This is a genomic window from Nostoc sp., from assembly GCF_036917655.1.
In the GTDB taxonomy this organism is placed as follows: domain Bacteria; phylum Cyanobacteriota; class Cyanobacteriia; order Cyanobacteriales; family Nostocaceae; genus Nostoc.
In genome coordinates, this window is record NZ_JBALCY010000074.1 from 55493 (window position 1) to 75082 (window position 19590).

General features: G+C 41.9%; 15 protein-coding genes and 3 pseudogenes. 14 read left to right on the forward strand and 4 right to left on the reverse strand.

From position 1 onward, the window contains the following. Positions 1-22: 22 nt before the first annotated feature. The gene (locus tag V7K30_RS27315; protein WP_335004706.1) at positions 23-1063 is read left to right on the forward strand and encodes a Gfo/Idh/MocA family protein; all 1041 of its coding nucleotides are present in this window, start codon (positions 23-25) and stop codon (positions 1061-1063) included. Between the two features lie 36 nt (positions 1064-1099). On the opposite strand, the gene V7K30_RS27320 is transcribed toward V7K30_RS27315, so the two are convergent. Next, positions 1100-3229 carry an ATP-binding protein gene (locus V7K30_RS27320; RefSeq protein ID WP_335004708.1) on the reverse strand — a complete coding sequence of 710 codons (2130 nt, stop codon included), beginning with the start codon at positions 3227-3229 and terminating at the stop codon, positions 1100-1102. 295 nt (positions 3230-3524) lie between these two features. Here V7K30_RS27320 and V7K30_RS27325 point away from each other — a divergent pair, with 295 nt between their 5' ends. From V7K30_RS27325 to V7K30_RS27335, 3 genes are all read left to right on the forward strand, one after another. Beyond that, on the forward strand, positions 3525-4265 hold the full coding sequence (locus V7K30_RS27325; protein WP_335004710.1) for a RibD family protein: 741 nt from the start codon (positions 3525-3527) through the stop codon (positions 4263-4265). A 156-nt stretch (positions 4266-4421) separates the two neighbouring features. Beyond that, positions 4422-5603 carry a GNAT family N-acetyltransferase gene (locus V7K30_RS27330; protein ID WP_335004712.1) on the forward strand — a complete coding sequence of 394 codons (1182 nt, stop codon included), beginning with the start codon at positions 4422-4424 and terminating at the stop codon, positions 5601-5603. A 446-nt stretch (positions 5604-6049) separates the two neighbouring features. Beyond that, entirely contained in the window at positions 6050-6433 is a 384-nt protein-coding gene (locus V7K30_RS27335) for a DUF4346 domain-containing protein (protein ID WP_335004714.1), read from the forward strand. A gap of 95 nt (positions 6434-6528) precedes the next feature. Here the strand turns inward: V7K30_RS27335 and psb32 are convergent, their stop codons facing one another. Next, the gene (gene psb32 / locus V7K30_RS27340; RefSeq protein WP_335004716.1) at positions 6529-7266 is read right to left on the reverse strand and encodes a photosystem II repair protein Psb32; all 738 of its coding nucleotides are present in this window, start codon (positions 7264-7266) and stop codon (positions 6529-6531) included. A 387-nt stretch (positions 7267-7653) separates the two neighbouring features. Here psb32 and surE point away from each other — a divergent pair. From surE to V7K30_RS27355, 3 genes and pseudogenes are all read left to right on the forward strand, one after another. Then, positions 7654-8157 (forward strand): annotated as a pseudogene (gene surE, locus V7K30_RS27345) (5'/3'-nucleotidase SurE); the annotation flags it as partial. A 563-nt stretch (positions 8158-8720) separates the two neighbouring features. Continuing rightward, a complete protein-coding gene (locus V7K30_RS27350) occupies positions 8721-10265 on the forward strand; it encodes a group II intron reverse transcriptase/maturase (protein WP_335004718.1) in 1545 nt (514 codons plus the stop codon). Positions 10266-10346: 81 nt separating this feature from the next. Next, positions 10347-10526 (forward strand): annotated as a pseudogene (locus V7K30_RS27355) (5'/3'-nucleotidase SurE); the annotation flags it as partial. Between the two features lie 38 nt (positions 10527-10564). On the opposite strand, the gene V7K30_RS27360 reads toward V7K30_RS27355, so the two are convergent. Further along, a complete protein-coding gene (locus tag V7K30_RS27360) occupies positions 10565-10864 on the reverse strand; it encodes a hypothetical protein (RefSeq protein WP_335004720.1) in 300 nt (99 codons plus the stop codon). A gap of 676 nt (positions 10865-11540) precedes the next feature. Between V7K30_RS27360 and V7K30_RS27365 the strand changes: the two genes are divergently transcribed. The 3 genes from V7K30_RS27365 (at position 11541) to V7K30_RS27375 (ending at position 13706) form a co-directional block, all read left to right on the forward strand. Beyond that, a complete protein-coding gene (locus V7K30_RS27365; RefSeq protein WP_335004722.1) occupies positions 11541-12164 on the forward strand; it encodes a hypothetical protein in 624 nt (207 codons plus the stop codon). A gap of 87 nt (positions 12165-12251) precedes the next feature. Further along, on the forward strand, positions 12252-12911 hold the full coding sequence (locus tag V7K30_RS27370) for a PAP/fibrillin family protein (protein ID WP_335004724.1): 660 nt from the start codon (positions 12252-12254) through the stop codon (positions 12909-12911). 69 nt (positions 12912-12980) lie between these two features. Further along, positions 12981-13706 (forward strand): MGMT family protein, encoded by a 726-nt coding sequence (locus tag V7K30_RS27375; RefSeq protein ID WP_335004726.1) that lies wholly within the window; start codon positions 12981-12983, stop codon positions 13704-13706. A gap of 73 nt (positions 13707-13779) precedes the next feature. On the opposite strand, the gene V7K30_RS27380 is transcribed toward V7K30_RS27375, so the two are convergent. After that, on the reverse strand, positions 13780-14508 hold the full coding sequence (locus tag V7K30_RS27380) for a hypothetical protein (protein WP_335004728.1): 729 nt from the start codon (positions 14506-14508) through the stop codon (positions 13780-13782). A gap of 630 nt (positions 14509-15138) precedes the next feature. Here V7K30_RS27380 and thrB point away from each other — a divergent pair. The 4 genes and pseudogenes from thrB (at position 15139) to V7K30_RS27400 (ending at position 19586) form a co-directional block, all read left to right on the forward strand. Further along, positions 15139-16053: a homoserine kinase gene (thrB, locus tag V7K30_RS27385; RefSeq protein ID WP_335004730.1), complete on the forward strand. Its 915-nt coding sequence runs from the start codon at positions 15139-15141 to the stop codon at positions 16051-16053. A gap of 42 nt (positions 16054-16095) precedes the next feature. Continuing rightward, positions 16096-16605, forward strand: a complete 510-nt coding sequence (locus V7K30_RS27390; RefSeq protein WP_335004732.1) for a hypothetical protein — start codon at positions 16096-16098, stop codon at positions 16603-16605. A gap of 589 nt (positions 16606-17194) precedes the next feature. After that, on the forward strand, positions 17195-18808 hold the full coding sequence (locus V7K30_RS27395; protein WP_335004733.1) for an NAD(P)H-quinone oxidoreductase subunit 4: 1614 nt from the start codon (positions 17195-17197) through the stop codon (positions 18806-18808). A gap of 129 nt (positions 18809-18937) precedes the next feature. Then, positions 18938-19586: pseudogene (locus tag V7K30_RS27400) on the forward strand (Uma2 family endonuclease). Positions 19587-19590: the final 4 nt, after the last annotated feature.

The following is a 19590-nucleotide window of genomic DNA, read 5'->3' on the forward strand; positions in this document are numbered from 1 at the left end:
CTATACAAATGACAAATAACTAATGACAAACCAAATTAAAATTGCTGTCATCGGAGTTGGGCGTTGGGGAGTGCATCTACTGCGGAATTTTTTAGCACATCCCCAAGTAAATGTAGTTGCTGTAGTAGACCCCCATCCAGAACGATTGGCGGCGATAAAGCAGCAGTTTGACTTGGATGAAAATGTAGTCTTAACAACTCAGTGGGAAGATTTAAAGAAAGTACCAGGGTTGAAAGGAGTGGCGATCGCAACTCCAGCTACCACCCACTATGCTTTAATTAAAGACGCTCTCCAACTGGGATACCATGTTTTAGCTGAAAAACCCCTAACTCTCAACCTAGCAGAATGTCGGGAACTTTGCTATTTAGCAGAGCAACATCATTTGATACTCATGGTTGACCATACTTATTTATTTCATCCAGCAGTTGAGCGAGGCAAAACTGTAGTACAAGCGGGGAAATTAGGTGATTTACGTTATGGCTACGCGACGCGCACCCATTTGGGGCCTGTCCGGCAAGATGTTGATGCGCTGTGGGACTTAGCGATTCACGATATTGCTATTTTTAACGCTTGGCTGGGTAAGATTCCTGTGAAAGTACAAGCAACGGGTACGGTATGGCTACAGGGATGCGGGGAGAAGGGATTAGCTGATCTAGTATGGTTAACACTGACATACCCAGATGGCTTTCAAGCTTATATTCACTTGTGCTGGCTGAATCCTGATAAGCAGCGACGCCTGGGGATTGTGGGTAGCCTTGGTAGTTTGATTTTTGATGAAATGTCGCGATCGTTACCTCTAACGCTGCTACATGGGGAGTTTGAACAGCAGGGCAATCAATTTATTCCTGTAAATCAAAGGCAGGTAGTGCTGGAATTAGAGCCAGGGGAACCATTGGGGCGAGTTTGCTCCGGCTTTGTTGTCTCTATTCTCAACAATACTCCCTCAGAGGTTTCGTCTGGCTGGGTAGGCACACAGTTAGTAGAAATTCTTGCTGCACTAACAGTATCTCTTGAGCAAGGCGGCAAACCTGTTTTTCTGAATGATGTCAAGGATCAACAGTAATAACTAGTGACTCTTGAATATGGACTTTTGACTAAATTATCTCTTGAAAGTCCCATTAGCACAAACTCCTCCTTTTGGAAGACTTACTAGGATAGTTTGCAGCGGCGAAAGACGAATCTCGCAAGTATCCTTCCCAAGTAGCAGCAGAGACTTGGGGAACATCTCTTTATCTACCTCTACTTTCACAGACTTATTGATCCCCAAAGAGGTACTTCCCCCAGACTCCTGTAGGCTAGGGTAGTGGCTTGCTTTTCCCCCGTCATTCCCAGAGGAAAATCCAAGATCCCCTACATTTCCTTCTTTCTTTGGAACAGCTAACAGCGAGATATCAATCAAAGGTATGGTAATTTTCAGTGTCGTACCTTGATGAAGTCCCGCACTCTCAAGAGTAATGCTGCCTCCCATAAGTTCGATTAAGTTTCGTGAAATTGCTAGTCCCAGTCCAGTACCTTCAAACTGGCGCGTGGTTGTGCCATTCACCATCACAAAGGGGCGAAATAGTTTGTGCTGTTGAGTTGGATCAATGCCTATACCTGTATCTGTGACAGCGACTACCACCTGAGATTTACCACTACCAGATTGAATTTCTGTAGCAATAGTGATGCTTCCTGTGTCGGTGAACTTAGTGGCGTTGCCGATAACATTAATCAGCACCTGCTTCAGTTTTGCCGCGTCTGCCTTAATTGGTATTGCTTGGGGATCTAACTCACATTTCAATTGCAAGCCCTTTTGTTGAACATTAACTGATTGTAAATTAATCACCTCTAACAATACTTGTCGGAGGTCAATAGGTGTAGATACGACTGAAAGCTTACCTGCTTCGATTTTAGAAATGTCGAGTAAATCATTAATAATACCTAGCAAGTGAATCGTTGTTTCATCGGCACGTTTGAGGAACTCCATTTCTTCTTCCCGGTCATCACATAAGCCATCTTCAACCAGGCGAATACAGTTAATAATAATATTTAATGGGTTTCTCAATTCATGGGAAGTCGTAGCCAAAAACTGGCTTTTAATTTGGTTAGCGGTTTTTGCTTCTTTCCAAGCTATTTCCAGTTCTTCTGCCCCAGCTTTTAGCCGTTCTACCATTTGGTCTAATGCTTGGGCCAGTTGATTGAATTCCCGAATTTGAAAATTGTGTGGAACTGGTTGTGCGGCGTGGTGAGAGTGAATATTGAGAGCGTAGTCTCGCAATTCTTCTACAGGACGTGCCAAGTAAGGAGCTAGATATAGGGATGCTAACAAACTTGCACCAATCAAACCAACTGTCAAAACGATGAGGATTAATTTGATTTCCTCTAAACCAAAAAGCGCATTATCGACACTAGTAACAGCTAAGACTATCCATTTTTGCTGCGGCTGTTGGGTAAGTGGATTTACAATAGCTGTATAGCCAGCTACTGATTCTTTATCCTGTGTAAAATACAAATTTATCGAATCGTTTCGTCCCGCAATTGCATTTTTAATTATGTTCTTGAGTTGGGAAACATTTGGATGCTGATTAATATTAGTTCCCACCCAGTCTGTGAATGGGTGCGCTAAAATTGTGCCATCTTCAGCAATCACTACCATAGCGCCTGTGAGCGATCCCGGCGGATTTCTGGTTTGTTGGTACAATGCAGACTGAATACTTAAGCTGTAAACTAAATTTCTTCGGCTATCGGAGACTGGTGCAGATAACACTATTTGCAGTTGATTTTGGGTGTTTCTTTTTCCAGTTATTCCTGCTTTTGGCGGCAAGATTGCTTTGATATCAATTCCGTCACTAGGCAAAGGTAATCTCAATTCTCCAATTGCTCGATCTCCACAGCTACTGGCAATTATTTTCTGGTTTAGGAGATTCGTTAATTGGATGCACTCAATACTGGCTGGAAGTTGTTGCCTTAACTGCGTGAGAATTTCTTGCTCTTGTATAGGCGAACCCGACGGAATCACCGTTGTTTTACTTACACTCAGCAAATTAGCTTTTAAGATAGCGATCGCATCTCCAATTCTCTCGCCTTTAGTGATGGCGCTTTCTGTTAAATTTTGACGTGCAGTTCCCAATATGCTAGAACGTGCCTTATTCAAGGCAACAATCTCGCCTATAAGTAAAACGGGGACGAACAGAAGCAATATTCTCGTTACTAAAATTCGACGAAAGGAAGATTGACGGGAATTAGTCATCGAGTGTCTCACTTTGCATCTGCAAACCACAACAGCAAAGATATGCAATTAGACGAGCTAGATGAGACATTTTATTAAATTATCAGAATTTTATTTTCAATGTTTAAAAATAACAAATTGCTATAATTTAAAAAGAAACGTGGTATACCAAAACTCATATATGGTAGATGTAAAAGCGATTTGTGTTGCATATGAATCCAGTGGTGAAATCGTGAAAGAGTAGCTTGCAATCATGGATTTTTTGGAGAATCTCCACACTAGCAAAGAAAATATTCAAACTATCAAATCAATTTAAATGTTGCAACATCGTCCTCATACTACAGTTGTTTTAGCAATGAGTGCAGATGGCAAAATAGCAGATTTTAAGCGATCGCCTGCTAGGTTTGGCTCAAGGGTTGATAAAGCACACTTAGAAAAACAAATCGCTGCCTCTGATGCCGTTTTATTCGGTGCTGGCACTCTGGCCGCCTACGGAACAACACTTACTGTAACAGATCCAACTCTAGTGCAATATCGGGTGCAAGGAGAGAAGCCTCCGCAGCCAGTTCATATAGTGACTACACACTCTGCAAACCTCAATCCGGAAATTCACTTTTTTAAGCAACCAGTTAGACGCTGGTTACTCACGACAACAGCGGGAGCACTTTCATGGAAAGGACGCTTACAGACGCTTCTTTCAACTCTGGGAACCGCAGCACAGGAGTACCCTCCAGAATTTGAGCAGATTCTGGTTTTTGAAACACCAACGCGAGAAATTGACATTTCCGCAGCTTTGAAGCATCTAGCCACTCTACATATAACACGCTTGGTGGTCTTGGGTGGAGGTGAATTAGTCGCTTCCTTGCTGGGATTAGATTTAATCGATGAATTATGGCTGACTGTCTGTCCACTGATTTTAGGTGGTAATACCGCACCCACACCCGTAGAAGGGAAAGGATTTTTATCCGATTTAGCTCCTAAGTTACAACTTCTAGAAGTTCATACAGTTGAGCAAGAAGTGTTTTTGCACTATCGCCTGCAACGACCAGCAGATTAGATTACGCTAAGTAAGGGATTGGGGACTGGGGATTGGGGATTGGATATTGGGCATGGGTTATTATCCTTGTCCCCCTTGTCCCCCTAATCCCCAATCCCTAATCCTAATCCCTACTCCCTACTCCCTAATCCCTACTCCCCTAAAAAAAACCACACGATGGTGGAACAACTTAAGCCTCGCTATTCTGTCGTTTGGACGAACAAAATCGCTGAAGTACCCCAAAATGCCTGGAATGCTTTGGCAATGCCACTCAAAACGCCGTTTTTAGAATGGGAGTGGCTAAACAATCTCGAAACCTCCCAGAGTGCTACGGCTAAAGCTGGTTGGTTGCCAAATCACTTGACATTGTGGCGAGATAGAACGCTGATTGCAGCTGCGCCACTTTATCTCAAAGGGCATAGTTCTGGTGAATTTGTTTTTGATCACCAATGGGCAGAGTTAGCCGATCGCATTGGAGTCCAATATTACCCAAAATTGCTGGGAATGACACCATTTACTCCGGCTGAAGGCTATCGGTTCTTAATTGCCCCAGGAGAAGATGAGGATGAAATCACCGCGATGATGGTGCATGAAATTGACACTTTTTGCTCCAAAAATCGGATTTCTGGGTGTCATTTTCTCTACGTCGATCCCCAATGGCGTCCGATGCTGGAACGGCATGGCTTTACAACTTGGCTGCACCACAGCTACGTCTGGGAAAATGCTGGCTTTAAAACTTTTGATGACTACTTGAAAGTGTTTAACGCCAATCAGCGTCGTAATATTAAACGGGAACGCAAAGCTGTGGAGAAAGCAGGTTTACGATTGCAACCGCTAAGTGGTGATCAAATTCCTCAGTCTTTGTTTCCCTTAATGCACCAATTCTATGCTGACACCTGTGATAAGTTTGGCTGGTGGGGTAGCAAGTATCTCACACAGAGGTTTTTTGAGCAGCTACACGCCGATTATCGCCATCGAGTCTTGTTTGTCGCTGCATATAGCGAGGAAGATAACTCTCATCCTTTAGGAATGTCCTTTTGTTTATATAAAGGTGAGAAACTCTATGGGCGCTATTGGGGGAGTTTTCAAGAAATAGATTGCTTACATTTTGATGCTTGCTATTATGCGCCGATTGAGTGGGCGATCGCTAATGGCATCCAAATTTTTGACCCTGGCGCGGGCGGGCGTCACAAAAAACGGCGCGGTTTCCCTGCTATGCCCAATCACAGTCTGCACCGCTTTTACAATAATCGTTTAGGACAAATTATCCGTCCTTATATTAAGGAAGTGAATCAACTCGAACAACAGGAGATTGAGGCGATTAATGCAGAGTTGCCGTTTAGTGAGAAAAATGCTTGAGGAAAAGGAACTAGTTTCGTAGCAGAGTTTGCCGAATGATTAAGCTTTACTCGGCAAACAAATACATATTTCCTTCTTTTCAAAATCGTGAAATTAAACAGTTGGCGATCGAGTGTAGCTCCTACCCCAATGAACAGCGCTATTTTTCATATGTAATTCATGATTAGAAACTGAAGTAAGTAAGCCTTTACCAGAGCTTTTAAATTTCATTCAAAGGCGAGTAAATAGTTTTTTTTATAACTATGGCTTCAGTAAATTCATGCACTAATATGGTTACAAAATATTTGATGAGCAAAGTATAATTTATAGCAAAGTCTATAATTAACTTTTAAGTAAAAGGAATCACAAATATCTTAAAGATATAAAGAATGCTAAGTAATATAGGAATTACACTTGATATAGAGTGTAAAAAGCCTCAAGAAAGAAATTTCCTTTTTAGAATGCTTATGGATTTGATGGTTGAAAATTTAACGGCAATTGATGATAAACTTTCCCAGCGTCATATTGACCTTGATCCCGGTGGATATTTCATTATTTACTTGGATAAAGACGCAGGGTTAATTTATGCCAAGCATTTTACAAATGTGATTGACGATCGCGGTTTAGCTGTCGATCCAGAAACAGGAAAGGTAATTCCGGCGCGAGAAAAGGTGGAACGAACTTACACAACGGTTTTTAGCGCGAGGACGGCGAAAGAACTTTGCGTCAAGATTTTTGAAGAAACTCAGCCCCCTCCTGTAACTCAATTAGATCATGCAGCTTATTTGGGTCGAGAATTTGTCCGGGCTGAGGTGGCTTTAGTGACAGGGCAAGAGTATGTTCAGGATTAAAGTTAAAAGTGAGGAGTTAAAAGTTAAGAGTTTGAAATTCATAACTCCTAACTCCTGTACAGACGCGATTAATCGCGTCTCTCCTAACTCTCCCATCACCCATTAGATGATGGCTGATTTATCTGATAGATGTAGTAAGTCGCCATTGGGATAACGGTGGCGGCAATTAACAATCCTACTACCCAAGCAGTAGCGTTACCTTGGTCGGTTTCTTCTGCTTTCTTGAAGGTGCCTTCTACTTGCACATTGTCAATTATTTTGGGTGGTCCTGGATCGGCTTTGCCAGAGAGAACGGCGACAAGGCGATCGCTTGCATCTAGAAATGCCTGATTGTATTTGTTACCATTGCGTAACGGCACACTTACTGTTTCAGTAGCTACACTCTCGGCAATAGAGTCAGTCAGTAAAGGCTTGACTTGATCCCCAGTAATAATCGCAGTACCGTTGGTAACGGTATCAATAACCAATAAAGTTTGATTAGCTTGGGCTTCTTTTGTAGGAAACCATTTTTCAAACAGTCCTTTGGTGAAGCTTTGCGGTGTTTCTCCGTAGTCGAGGCGGCGAATAGTAACAATTCTGACTTCCTTATCAGTTTGCTTTGCCAAATCCTTGAAAGCGCTGCTAATCTTGCCTTCATTCAGACGGCTGATGACTTCACTTTGATCTAAAACCCAGGTGTCATTACCTGCTGCGAGGTTGGGTATTTGATCCACACCTGTGGCACAAGCCGGTGCGGCAAACAGCGAAGCTGCTAAAATAACCGTCACTAAAGGTAAAATTAGCCGGATGAGGTGTTTCTGACTGCTAAATACTTGTTTGAGGAGCTGTTTCATCGTGTGATCCCTAAGACAGACTTGCACCAAAAATACTACAGAACCACTGCAAAAATCACCTCGTTCCCGGTTTTCTCCAGTATGAAGTTTCTGCTACTGCCAGTAGATATATTATATTTTACGGGATTTTTTGATTGCACAAACTTGTTCTGAGGGCTGTTGCAAGCATTAACCTGACAAAAAATACCGCCCATTTTGGGAATTAACCCAAATGCTTAGGGCGGAATTTGCAAACCATCTAGAAATCATATCGGATGATCAATATTTTTGGCAGAATCAAGCATATTTTTTCATATCTGCAAGTAGCTTTTCTTGCTGTACTCATTAATGAGTGACATCTGCATTTTTCTGAGATTTTAGCTAAATCTATATCAATATAATATAAACATGACCATAATTTTAACTAACGACGACGGCATTGACGCCCCCGGTATGAAAGCGCTAATCAAAGCTGTAAACGGCAAAGATGTTATTATCGCTGCCCCTGCTGATCATCAGTCTGGCTGTGGACATCAAGTTACTACTACTCGTGCCATCAACCTCCAGCGACGTTCTGAGAATGAGTATGCGATCGCAGGTACTCCCGCCGATTGTGTGAGAATTGCAATAACACAAATTAGCGCAGATGTCAAATTTGTCCTTTCAGGTATCAACGCTGGGGGCAACTTGGGAGTCGATGTCTACATTTCTGGCACAGTTGCCGCCGTGCGGGAAGCTGCAATGCACGGTATTCCCGGAATTGCCATTTCCCACTATCGCAAAGCCAACCAAAATTTTAATTGGGATCTGGCCGCCAAATTCACAGCTCAAGTTTTAGCGGACTTACTCAAGCGTCCCCTAGAGGCGGGAAGCTTTTGGAATGTGAACTTGCCGCATCTGCAACCAGGAGAATCGTGCGATTCGTTGCTTAGTGAATCACGGTAATCAGCCCGTACATAACTAAGCCAGCCCGACAGCAGATTACTGTCATTAAGGGCTGAACTCTCGGTCAGATGCAAGTGCAAGTCTTGCCATTCAGACTCAGAATTGACTCCTTATCTGCCCACACCGAACAAGCTCGGTTCTTGTAGAGTGAAGCTGGGAACAGGGCGCAATCAGACAGCCGTTGCGGGTTGACACTGGCGCTAACAGGGAGTTCCTACGGTGAAACCGGGTCTAAAAAAGCAACTTACTGGTAAGCAGGGCGCAACATTAAAAACCCCTAACTTCATTGGAGCTTATTCCCGCCGCTTACTGACTCTATAAACGGCAAGAGTCTTGGGAATCCAATAGTTGAATTGACCACACCTAACGGAACAATCAATCTCTCCGAGGGAACGAATAAAAACGAATTGTGGGTCTGAGGGCAGTCGAACCCTATGTAGACCAGACGAGCGGATTAATCCCCACAATTCGGGTAGGACAGACCGTAATTGGTCTGAGGTGTTCAGAATACACTAACTAAAGAAGAGAAAATGATTAGACACAGTTACAAAACTAGTGAATCTTGGAAAGCCCTACCGTGGAAGAAATTCCGCCGAAATCTTTTCCGCCTTCAGAAGCGCGTGTACAAAGCTGTTCAAGTTGGAAACAAGCGGAAAGCTCGGTTACTCCAAAAGCTTATTCTAAAATCTACCTCGGCTCGATTTCTTGCAATAAGACAAGTATCTCAGCTAAACGCTGGTAAAAAGACGGCTGGTATCGACGGAAAGAAATCCCTTTCATTTGAAGAACGCTTCAACCTTGAAGAACTACTAAAAATGAATAATGGAAATTGGAAACATCAAGGACTACGGGAAATCCCCATTCCTAAAAAGGACGGGACTACCAGAATGCTTAAGATACCAACCATCGCGGATAGAGCTTGGCAATGCCTCGCAAAATATGCACTTGAGCCAGCACATGAAGCCACTTTCCACGCGAGGAGTTACGGGTTCAGAACTGGGCGCTCCGCCCACGATGCACAAAAATACATCTTTGATAACCTACGCTCACAAAGTAATGGAATAGATAAAAGAGTTATAGAACTCGATATCGAAAAATGCTTCGACAGGATTAACCACTCAGCAATAATGGACGAACTCATCGCCCCCAAAGGCTTAAAACTCGGTATTTTCCGATGCCTCAAGGCAGGAGTTAACCCTGAATTTCCTGAACAAGGAACCCCACAAGGGGGAGTGGTCAGTCCACTGTTAGCAAACATCGCACTCAATGGAATTGAAAGCTTCCTCAAATATAAGTCAACAAACGGGAAAGTTAATGAGCCATCAATCCGATACGCGGATGACATGGTTATTATACTTCGACCCAAAGACAACGCGATAGAGATACTTGAGAGAATCAGCGAGTTCCTCCGCAAACGCGGAATGAATGTAAGCCAAAAGAAAACCAAAGTTACCGCCGCGACAGATGGGTTTGATTTCCTCGGCTGGAACTTCAAAGTTCAGAGCAATGGAAAGTTTAGAAGCACTCCCTCAGTGAGTAACTTCAAAGCATTTCGTAAGAAAGTAAAACACATAGTCAACAACTCAAACTATGGTGCTACCGCAAAGGCTGAGAAATTAGCCCCGGTAGTTAGAGGTTGGAGAAATTACCATAAATTCTGCAAGATGGACGATGCCAGGAATTCCCTGTATCACATCAAAGCAAAAACCCACAAGGTATTCAACAAGGAAACCAAACAAAACCACGACTCTAGCAAGAAATTACTAGACAAGGCATTCCCAGCAGTTTCCTACTCCGAAAATAAACACGTCATGGTTCAAGGAATAAAATCTCCTTATGACGGAAATACAGCCTACTGGAGCGAACGTAACAGTAAACTCTATGACGGTGAAACCTCTAAAGCTCTGAAAAAGCAAAGCCATAAATGTGCTTCCTGCGGTTTGAAATTTATCGATGAAGAACGGGTAAACCTGCATCACATCGATGGAAATCACGCCAACTGGAAGAAAAATAATCTTGAAGCAATTCATGAGAGTTGCCACGATTACAAACACATGAGCAAAAGCGCAAGCTGAGAACATCGGAAGCTGGGTGCGGTGAAAGTCGCACGCCCAGATTTAACTGAGAGGTGCGGGGAATAATATCCCCCATCGACTCAACCAGATCCTGATATGGTGTTTTGCCAACCCTGTATCAAACCTTTGCCCGTCAACTATCGTATTGAAGGCGATGATTTTTATTATGTAGGGGAATATGGCAAACGCGATCGCACTCCTGGTAGCGATGTGGATGTATGTTTTTCGGGCAATATCGCGGTAACTCAGTTAAGGGTTTGACATTCAGCTAACAGTGATAATTGAATCCAAAATTGCTATTAGTCATCTAATGCTTGAATTAAGGACAAAAACTGATCTATAGTTTGTGTCAGTTGGTTGAGTTTTTGCAGTGAATCATGCTGAGATTCAGCAAGAGTCTGTACAGCATCACACAACGCGACAATTTGATAGCCTTGCTGTTGCACCTGGTTTCCCTGTGCTTCGACTTGGATGCTGAGAGTGTCCAATCTTTCTGCAAGACGTTCAATTGTCTCAGTCGTAGAGAGTATTGCTTCTCCAATTTGCTCAACAATAGATTCCAAGCTATTTATTTTTACTTCGACTTCTGCTGAAATCATTTCTTTATACCCTAATTTTGAGACAGCATCTTAGTAAAATTCCTAATACCAATTGAGATAATTAATCCCAGTACAAACATTAGATAACACTGTCATTCCGATAATATGTATGATTTTGTTCTTTGATGCTTCTACCCAATGTTGTGTTTAGCTACTTATAGGTAATTAATTGATTACAATTTTTAATCACATTCTTGACCACGTATCACATATCTAAAATGATTAGTCACCCCTCCCAAGATATAGTTAAGGAAAATTAGCTTCAATTTATACAAAGTTGTGTTTACCAAAAACTTAACTAAGATTAAGTAAATGGATGGTTAAATTCGATACTTTTAATTAAGCCAAGTTTCTAGTCTAATTAAGTCCCAGCAATTATACCGTTGTTGCTTAACATTTGGCTCAACAATTCACCAAACACTAGTAACAAAGATGTCCCTAAGTGCAATTTCTCAAAATCAGGAATTGCAACTTACCATTTGCACTTCAGTACAACCTAAATTTAAGCGTTATTTGGACATTGGGGAGAAGTTGTAGGACTATTAATTTTATAGTTATTGTTTGTGGCGATCGCGATCGCTATCAAAATTGCTGATCAAGTCAAGATTTTCAAGGATTTAAAATCTGGTAAAGTTTCAGTGATACTGAACACTAATTTCAAAAAAAGGAGAACAATATGCAGTTTCTCAAAATTGTTCTTGTCGCTCTCGTGTTAATGGTGAACCTGGTAATTGCTCAACCCTCTTGGGCCGGCAAGGATTTTACCAAGGGGGCTGACTATGCTGAAGTAACTCAGGCGCTCAATCAACTTCTAACTGTAAAGGATACACCTGAGCAAGCTGGCTATACACCTGAGCAGTTCCAGCAGCGACTGGCACAATTGCAGTTTCAGAAAAATGTCATAGAAACAGCTAGAAAGCGGGCGCAGTGCCGCAATGAAACTGGAAAGACGTTGGCTGTCTATGCCAATAAACCAAAAAAATCTCCAACCCAACTCTACTTCCTGGGTGCAGGAACAATCACGGATGATGATTGGGATTGCGATGGCATTTACTTACCCGCAGGTTCTCAAGTGGTTTTAGGCCCCAATGCTAAACCACAAGAACTGACTGAACCAATCGCCGTCAAGTTTGTCGATGGTACACAGTCTATTGCTAGAACCAATCTAGCCACTGGTGTAATTGAATTGAGTGTTGAACCTGCCAAAGTATTCAAAGCGGGTGAAAGCAGCTGGTTGCTGCCCACTTTCTCCCAAGCAGATATTGATACGCAAATTCCCACCCCACAACTCATTGACTAATCTCATCTAGATAATTCAACTTTTATGCACTTACTGCATAAAAGTTGAACTAAAGCAATAGGATATGTAAAGGAAAATCTTCAACCATTGAACAATCAATTTTTAATTAAGGAAAAATTACAAGCCAAGCTTGAAAAGATTCAAACCAAAAGCGATGGCTCTCCCATTACCGATTTGAAGTTAGACAAAACCTTAGCCGAAGAAATTGAACAATTGACGACGCAATTAGAGAGTGTCAATCCCAATCTCAATCCTCTTCTCTACGCTACTTCTTTGCTGGAGGGAGCTTGGCAATTGCAATACTCCACTGCGAGAGAAATCCGTTCTTTAGTTTCTCTCCCATTGGGATTAAAGCTGGGTAAAGTCTATCAAGTGATTGATGTTGCAAATAAATTGTTTTTCAATCTAGCTAAAGTCAAACATTCTCTGGGGCTAGTATCGGGATATGTCAAAGTGACAGCTAGCTTTGAACCAGCCAAAGAAGATTTAGAGCCTCTACCAAACAAACGCCTCAATGTTTATTTTGACAAACGCTACCTATCGATTCAGAAGATTGTTGGCATAAATACCCCTCAACTCAACCCATTTAAGGTTGTCCCAGCTAATAATCATACTGGTAGAACTGCCACACTAGACATTACTTATTTAGATGAAACCTTAAGAATTGGACGTGGAGGAGATGGAAGTTTATTCATTCTTAGTAAATCCAATGATTTGCCTGACTTCACCTCCTCAATTTTAAATTGAGCGTGCCACAGAATGAATATGGCTCTCTCAATAATGCATCTTTTCACTAAGGTAAAACCAGGTTCTGCAATGGTAGAGCTTAAAACATTAAATTTAAAGGTAGGTCATGGTATAAAAGGAGATATTAATGCCGATCCTATAAGTCCCAGGCAAGTTTTAATTGTTAGATATGAAGATATTTTAGACTTATCAATTCAACCAGGAGAATTACGAGAAAATATTATGGTTACAGGTATAGAATTTGATAATTTTATCCCTGGATCTCTGCTAACCTTTGAAAGTGGTGCGGCAATTCGTCTAACTTTTCACTGCGAACCGTGTAAGCGAATAGCACACTTAGTAGAATTATTAAAAAGCATCCAAGGTAAAAGAGGAATTTTAGGCGTAGTAATTAAATCGGGTAAAATCCAGGTTGGTAGTAATTTTCAGGTTCAAGCTAATAAATTTCCCGCATTATCTGAAAATCCCTATGAACGATTCCTAAGTTTTATCATCAAAATTCCAATTGGGAAAGTAGTTACATATAAACAGATAATCAAAGGCATGGGAGTAGATAATAGCTATTTAAGAGCTATTCCTACATACCTGAAAAAAACCTCGGCTGCTGATTATCCGCTACATAGAATATTAGACTCTAAAGGTTATTTGATAATTTATGTGAACGAACAAAAAAATAAGTTGGAAACTGAAGGAATTAGGGTTTTAACTGAGCAAGATTTCTTAAACAATTTAAATAAAAGTTTTGTAAATATTAAAAACTATCTATGGGAAGATGACACCATATATTTAAAATAGATATTACTAATATAATTTTCATAGAGTTTTGCAATATTATCCTGTATTGTAAAAGGTAAAATCCTTCGTTTAATCAAGATAATCCCTGATTTTTGATTTGTTTAGATGTAGCTTCCATAAAGTCGAGAAAAACTTTTATAAGCTTATGAATTCCCTCGCTACCTCCTGCAATTAAACCTCCTGTCAGCAATGCATCTAAACAACGGAAAATAACTACTTGGATTGGATTATCTAAATCAATAACTACAAGTGGCTCGATTGAACGAATACCTATTGCGCTCATTAAAAGACCGAATAGAAGGGATGTCCATAAAGCAATTATTCGTGTATCAGATTTATAGGCTACTTTTTGGCGTTCCTTTTCATTTATATCATCAAATTGTGGCTGGAAAACTTTTAATGATTCTTGTTGACTTTGTGTAAAATTTTGGATAATTTGTTGTTCTAAACTCATTCCTTCAGGCGGTAATCCACTGATTTGATTTGATTCCAAAGAAGGAAACTGTTTCTGTTGGACTTCCATAAGTCTCATCTTCTCAGATATTAGAGCCTTTTCTTGCTGAATACTAATATCTAATTGTTCGACGAATGGGCCCCGCCAAGTAGTTATAAAAACTTCTAAAGAACGCTCTAATAATAAAGAAATAAATAACTGTAATGTGAGTAATTGGATAATATCATTAACCCCAAATGGTTTGAGAACGAATGGTTTAGATGATAACCAAGTTGACAAAGTTACTACTAAAAAACTAATAATGATTAACACAATAAATAGAGGAGATTCTGGAGAAAGCTTTAGCAACGTATCTATACTCCTGTTTAGCGTCACAATATTTAACCCAGTCTGGAGGTGAAAAGTACACCTGCTGAGTTACTTAACAACGTTAATTTGATAGAACAGTAAATAATTTATTACCTGACCCTTTTTTTCAAGAGTGTGATAGCCTACGCCATTGTGGAAGCCATGTCTTCTCTGCCAGACGCTACGCATAGCAAGATCGCCGTAAGGGTACGACGGGCTATTTATTCGGCGTCGCACCTTGGTGGTAGCAGGGTAATCTGATGGTTCGTTACACCAAAGCCATACTAGCTAAAAGTATTGCTATACAAGCATTCCAGAAGTAAATACTAGGCTTTAATTGAAAAAAACAAGGCGATCGCGCTTTCCTCTAAGAGAAATATGAAAAGGTGATTGAGATACCAAAGCACTACCACTAGGAATACCCTGTGTTTTCCATTTATTAAATTAGTTAATATAAATAGTCAATATATAACCTATATGATAACATTATTTTAGGCAAAAAAATATTAAAACTGAGTAAGGTAAACACTCAGATGGGTATGCAAACTACCACAACAAATAATTAGCATCACTAGTAAACAAATCAACCCTTTACATGGGATGCTAGTTGATGATTAGTGAGTTTTGCCAATGTCTGTTGTTTCTGCTATCACTGTTACCGTTCCCGCCACAACTGCTAATTTGGGGCCTGGTTTTGATTGCATCGGTGCAGCTTTAAAGCTGTACAACGAGTTCAAGTTCACTCGCCTAGAAGAGGGTGGGCTAACTATTCATGTCACTGGTACGGAAGCTGAACGAGTCCAAACTGATGAGAACAATCTCCTCTATCAAGCGTTTGTCAAGTTCTATCAACATATAGAGCAAACGCCGCCGGGTGTGAAAATAGAGATTAAGTTAAGTGTCCCCTTGGCGCGGGGTTTGGGTAGTTCAGCGACAGCAATTGTTGGTGGCTTGGTTGCTGCTAATCAACTTGAGGGTGCAACTCTGTCTCAGTCGCAGGTGATGGAGTTAGCGATCGCAATAGAAGGACATCCTGATAATGTAGTTCCAGCCTTGTTGGGAGGATGTCGTCTCGCTGCTACCAGTGGCGCAGGTTGGGAAATTTGTGATGTTCCCTGGCATAAAGATGTTGTACCAGTTGTAGCTATTCCTAATTTTGAACTTTCCACTTCAGAGGCGCGGGGCGTTCTCCCAACTGAGGTGAGTCGCGCTGATGCGATTTTCAATACCGCACATTTGGGGTTACTGTTGCGCGGCTTGGAAACTGGTAACGGACAATGGTTAAAGACAGCTTTGCAAGATAAGTTGCATCAGCCCTATCGCAAAGCTTTGATTCCTGGTTACGATGCTCTGAACATCGCAGCCGTTAGTGCTGGTGCTTATGGTATGGTGATTAGTGGTGCGGGGCCGACACTTTTAGCTTTGGCAGATAAGTTACACTCAGAGGCTGTGGAGGCGGCGATGTTAGCTGCTTGGCAAGAAGAAGGAATTACAGCCGAGGTGCGATCGCTTTCTCTCGATACCCAAGGCGCAAAAAGCTTTTAAAAAATCAGATGACTATTTTACTCAGCACTTAAAACTCGATTTATGGAGCAAATTCAGGCTGAAATGGCGGCGCTTAAATCTCAAATTCAGATTCTCCTAGAAGAACGCGCTGCACTCACTATTAATAATGTAATCTCTGCCGAGAATGATTCACCCCAGGCAATGGTTGAAGCGTATCGCCGTCAAGCCAGGGAAAATGCCCAATTATCAGTTGAACTCCAGGGCATAGATGCAGCGATCGCAGCTTTGGAAGGGCAGATAAAACAAAAACAAGGTAAATTAGTGCGATCGCAAGTTAAATCAAAAGAACTTATCCAACAGCAACAGCTAGAGTCAGCTAAAGAAGTCGCTCAAGTTCATGCTCAACGCATTAATGAACTAGCTGGGGAACTGGCCGCAGAAGTCCGTTTTCTGAAGGCTTGTGCCAATGAACTGAGTCCAATGTATTGGCAGATTTATTATAAGCCCTTCATTACTGGGTTCAAGACAATCTCCGTTCCTTATGTCCGCTCTGATGGAGAAGTGTGGACAATTGTCAACCGCATTGTTTAATACTTGGGGCTAAAACATTAAGCTAAAACACATCTAATTTGCATAACCAAATTTCATCAAACTCTTGTAGGGTAGGCATCTTGCCCATTGATGTTAACTTAAGCCCAAACCCCTTTAAAACCTCGTTTACAGCCTCCGGCTGGAAATGCAAGTGCAAAAAGGCGGCTCTGCCGCGAGTCAGGGAGGCGGCAGCCCCCATTAGGCATTCCCAGTCGGAGACTTAGAACGAGACAAAAACGAGACAAAATACAGACGACTGGTAGGGGCACAGCAATGCTGTGCCCCTACCTTATCTTGCATCCAAACGAGAACTGCCATAGCCCTGATGATTGGGCTTAACCATAATATGTAACGGTGGCTTTAGCTGCCGTTTTTTGTTGACGTTGCAAAAGTTTACATTTAAAATGGAAAGCGGCAAAATCCCATAAGTATTTATTCTTAATTTATCCTGAAAAATTGACATTCGATGAGTATATATTCATGTCAAAAGAAAAAATTTAATCTTCTGGAGTTCAATATAGGTTACAAAAGTATAAATTACTTAATATAATGTAATTAAAAGCGAGAAGGCAAATGATTGTCAGAAGTGATGAATGCTATTGAATTTCCCTGGCTAACAGCCATAATCCTCTTACCCTTGGTGGCTGCCTTAGCCATCCCCCTAATCCCAGACAAAGAAGGTACAACTGTCCGGTGGTATGCTTTGGGAGTTGCGATCGCCGACTTTGCACTGATGATTTATGCTTTTTGGTATAAGTACGACTTCCAGAGTTCAGCACTCCAACTTGTAGAAAACTATCCTTGGATACCGCAGTTGGGTTTGCATTGGGCTGTGGGGGTTGATGGTTTATCGATGCCCTTACTGCTTCTGACAGGCTTAATAAATACCCTCGCAATATTCGCGGCTTGGAAAATTACCACCAAGCCGCGATTATTTTATGGTTTGATGTTAGCGATGTACAGCGCCCAGCTTGGCGTATTTGTCGCCCAGGATTTGCTGCTGTTCTTCCTGATGTGGGAAATCGAGTTAGTGCCGGTTTACCTGCTGATTTCCATCTGGGGAGGACAAAACCGCCGTTATGCAGCTACCAAGTTCATTCTTTACACCGCCGCTGCATCAATATTTATTTTGGTAGCAGGTTTTGCAATGGCATTCTCTGGAGATACCGTCACCTTCGACATGGCGACTCTGGGAATGAAAGAATACCCCAAAACCTTGGAATTGTTGGTTTATGCAGGTTTCTTGATTGCTTTCGGTGTAAAGTTGCCGATTTTCCCCTTACACACTTGGCTACCTGATGCCCACGGTGAAGCATCAGCACCCGGTTCGATGATTTTGGCTGGTGTGTTGTTAAAAATGGGTGGTTATGCCCTCATCCGCTTCAATGTGGAAATGTTGCCCAATGCCCATGTGACTTTTGCGCCAGTGTTAGCGATTTTGGGTGTAGTGAACATTGTCTACGGTGCTTGCTGTGCCTTTGCCCAAACCAATCTCAAACGCCGCTTGGCTTACTCTTCAATTGCCCACATGGGGTTTGTGCTGATTGGGATTGCCTCCTACACAGAACTAGGTATCAGCGGTGCAGTGTTACAGATGGTTTCCCACGGCTTGATTGCTGCTAGCTTATTCTTCCTGTCTGGCGTGACTTACGATCGCACCCACACCTTGATGATGGATAAAATGGGCGGGATGGCCAAAGTAATGCCCAAAACCTTTGCTCTGTTTACCATTGGTTCAATGGCTTCTCTCGCCTTACCCGGAATGAGTGGTTTTGTGGGTGAGTTGATGGTGTTTCTCGGTATCGCCACCAGTGATGTTTACAGTTCCAGCTTCAAAGTTGTAGTCGTGCTGCTGTCAGCAGTTGGCGTGATTTTGACACCGATTTATTTACTATCGATGCTGCGTCAAGTATTCTACGGTGAACAAAATCAAGAGTTGCACTTGGATGCTGTAATATCTGATGTCAAACCCCGCGAAATATTTATTACCGCTTGTTTGCTGCTGCCAATCATCGGTATCGGTTTCTATCCCAAATTGGCAACGCAGACTTATGATGTGAAGGCAGTAGAATTAGCCGCCCATGCTCGTCAAGTTCTACCAATTGTTGCTGATGAGCAACCATCAAGTCTGTACTCGCGGATTTTCTCTGCACCAACATTGGCTAATTCTCAAGTTGAAAGTTTGATTGATATTTCTGAGTAAATTAACTTCCCATTAACGGGGCTGCAAGTAAATTCTAATTATTAGGGGAATAAAGGGGTGGTTACGAAACCACCCCTAAAATTTTGGCAAAATATATCCTGAAGACAGGTGAAGTCCCAAAAATCAATTATGAATACCAACTTACCTATAGCTACACAAATTATACCAATGGTCTTGCAATTGCAACCTGCGATGTCTACGACGGGCTACGCCTACGCAATTACCAATGACCAGTTTTATGAATTTTGTCAGCTAAACCGCGATTTTCGCATCGAACGCAATGCTGTGGGAGAATTAGTCATTATGCCCCCTGTCGGTTCCGAAACTGATCAACATAACTTTGATATTATTGTTCAGTTGGGTATTTGGACAAAGCAAGATGGTACAGGTGTAGGGTTTGGTTCCAGTGGTGGGTTTACTTTGCCCAATGGTGCGGTGCGTAGGCGTAGCCCGTCGTAGACATCGCCAGATGCAGCGTGGATAAAACGCGATCGCTGGGAAGCCATACCACTGGAACTGCGAAAAAAATTTGCACCGATTTGTCCTGAGTTTGTGATTGAATTGCGTTCTGAGAGCGTAGTTTACCGCCGTAGGCATCGCTTGCAAGTTTTGCAAGACAAGATGTAAGATGCAAGAGTATATCGATAATGGCACGCAACTTGGTTGGTTAATTGATAGAAAACAACGCCAAGTTTTTATTTATCGTCCTAATATTGCGGTTGAGGTATTAGACAACCTTAAAAGACTTTGCGGTGAACCGTTCGAGGTTCCTAACTAAAACT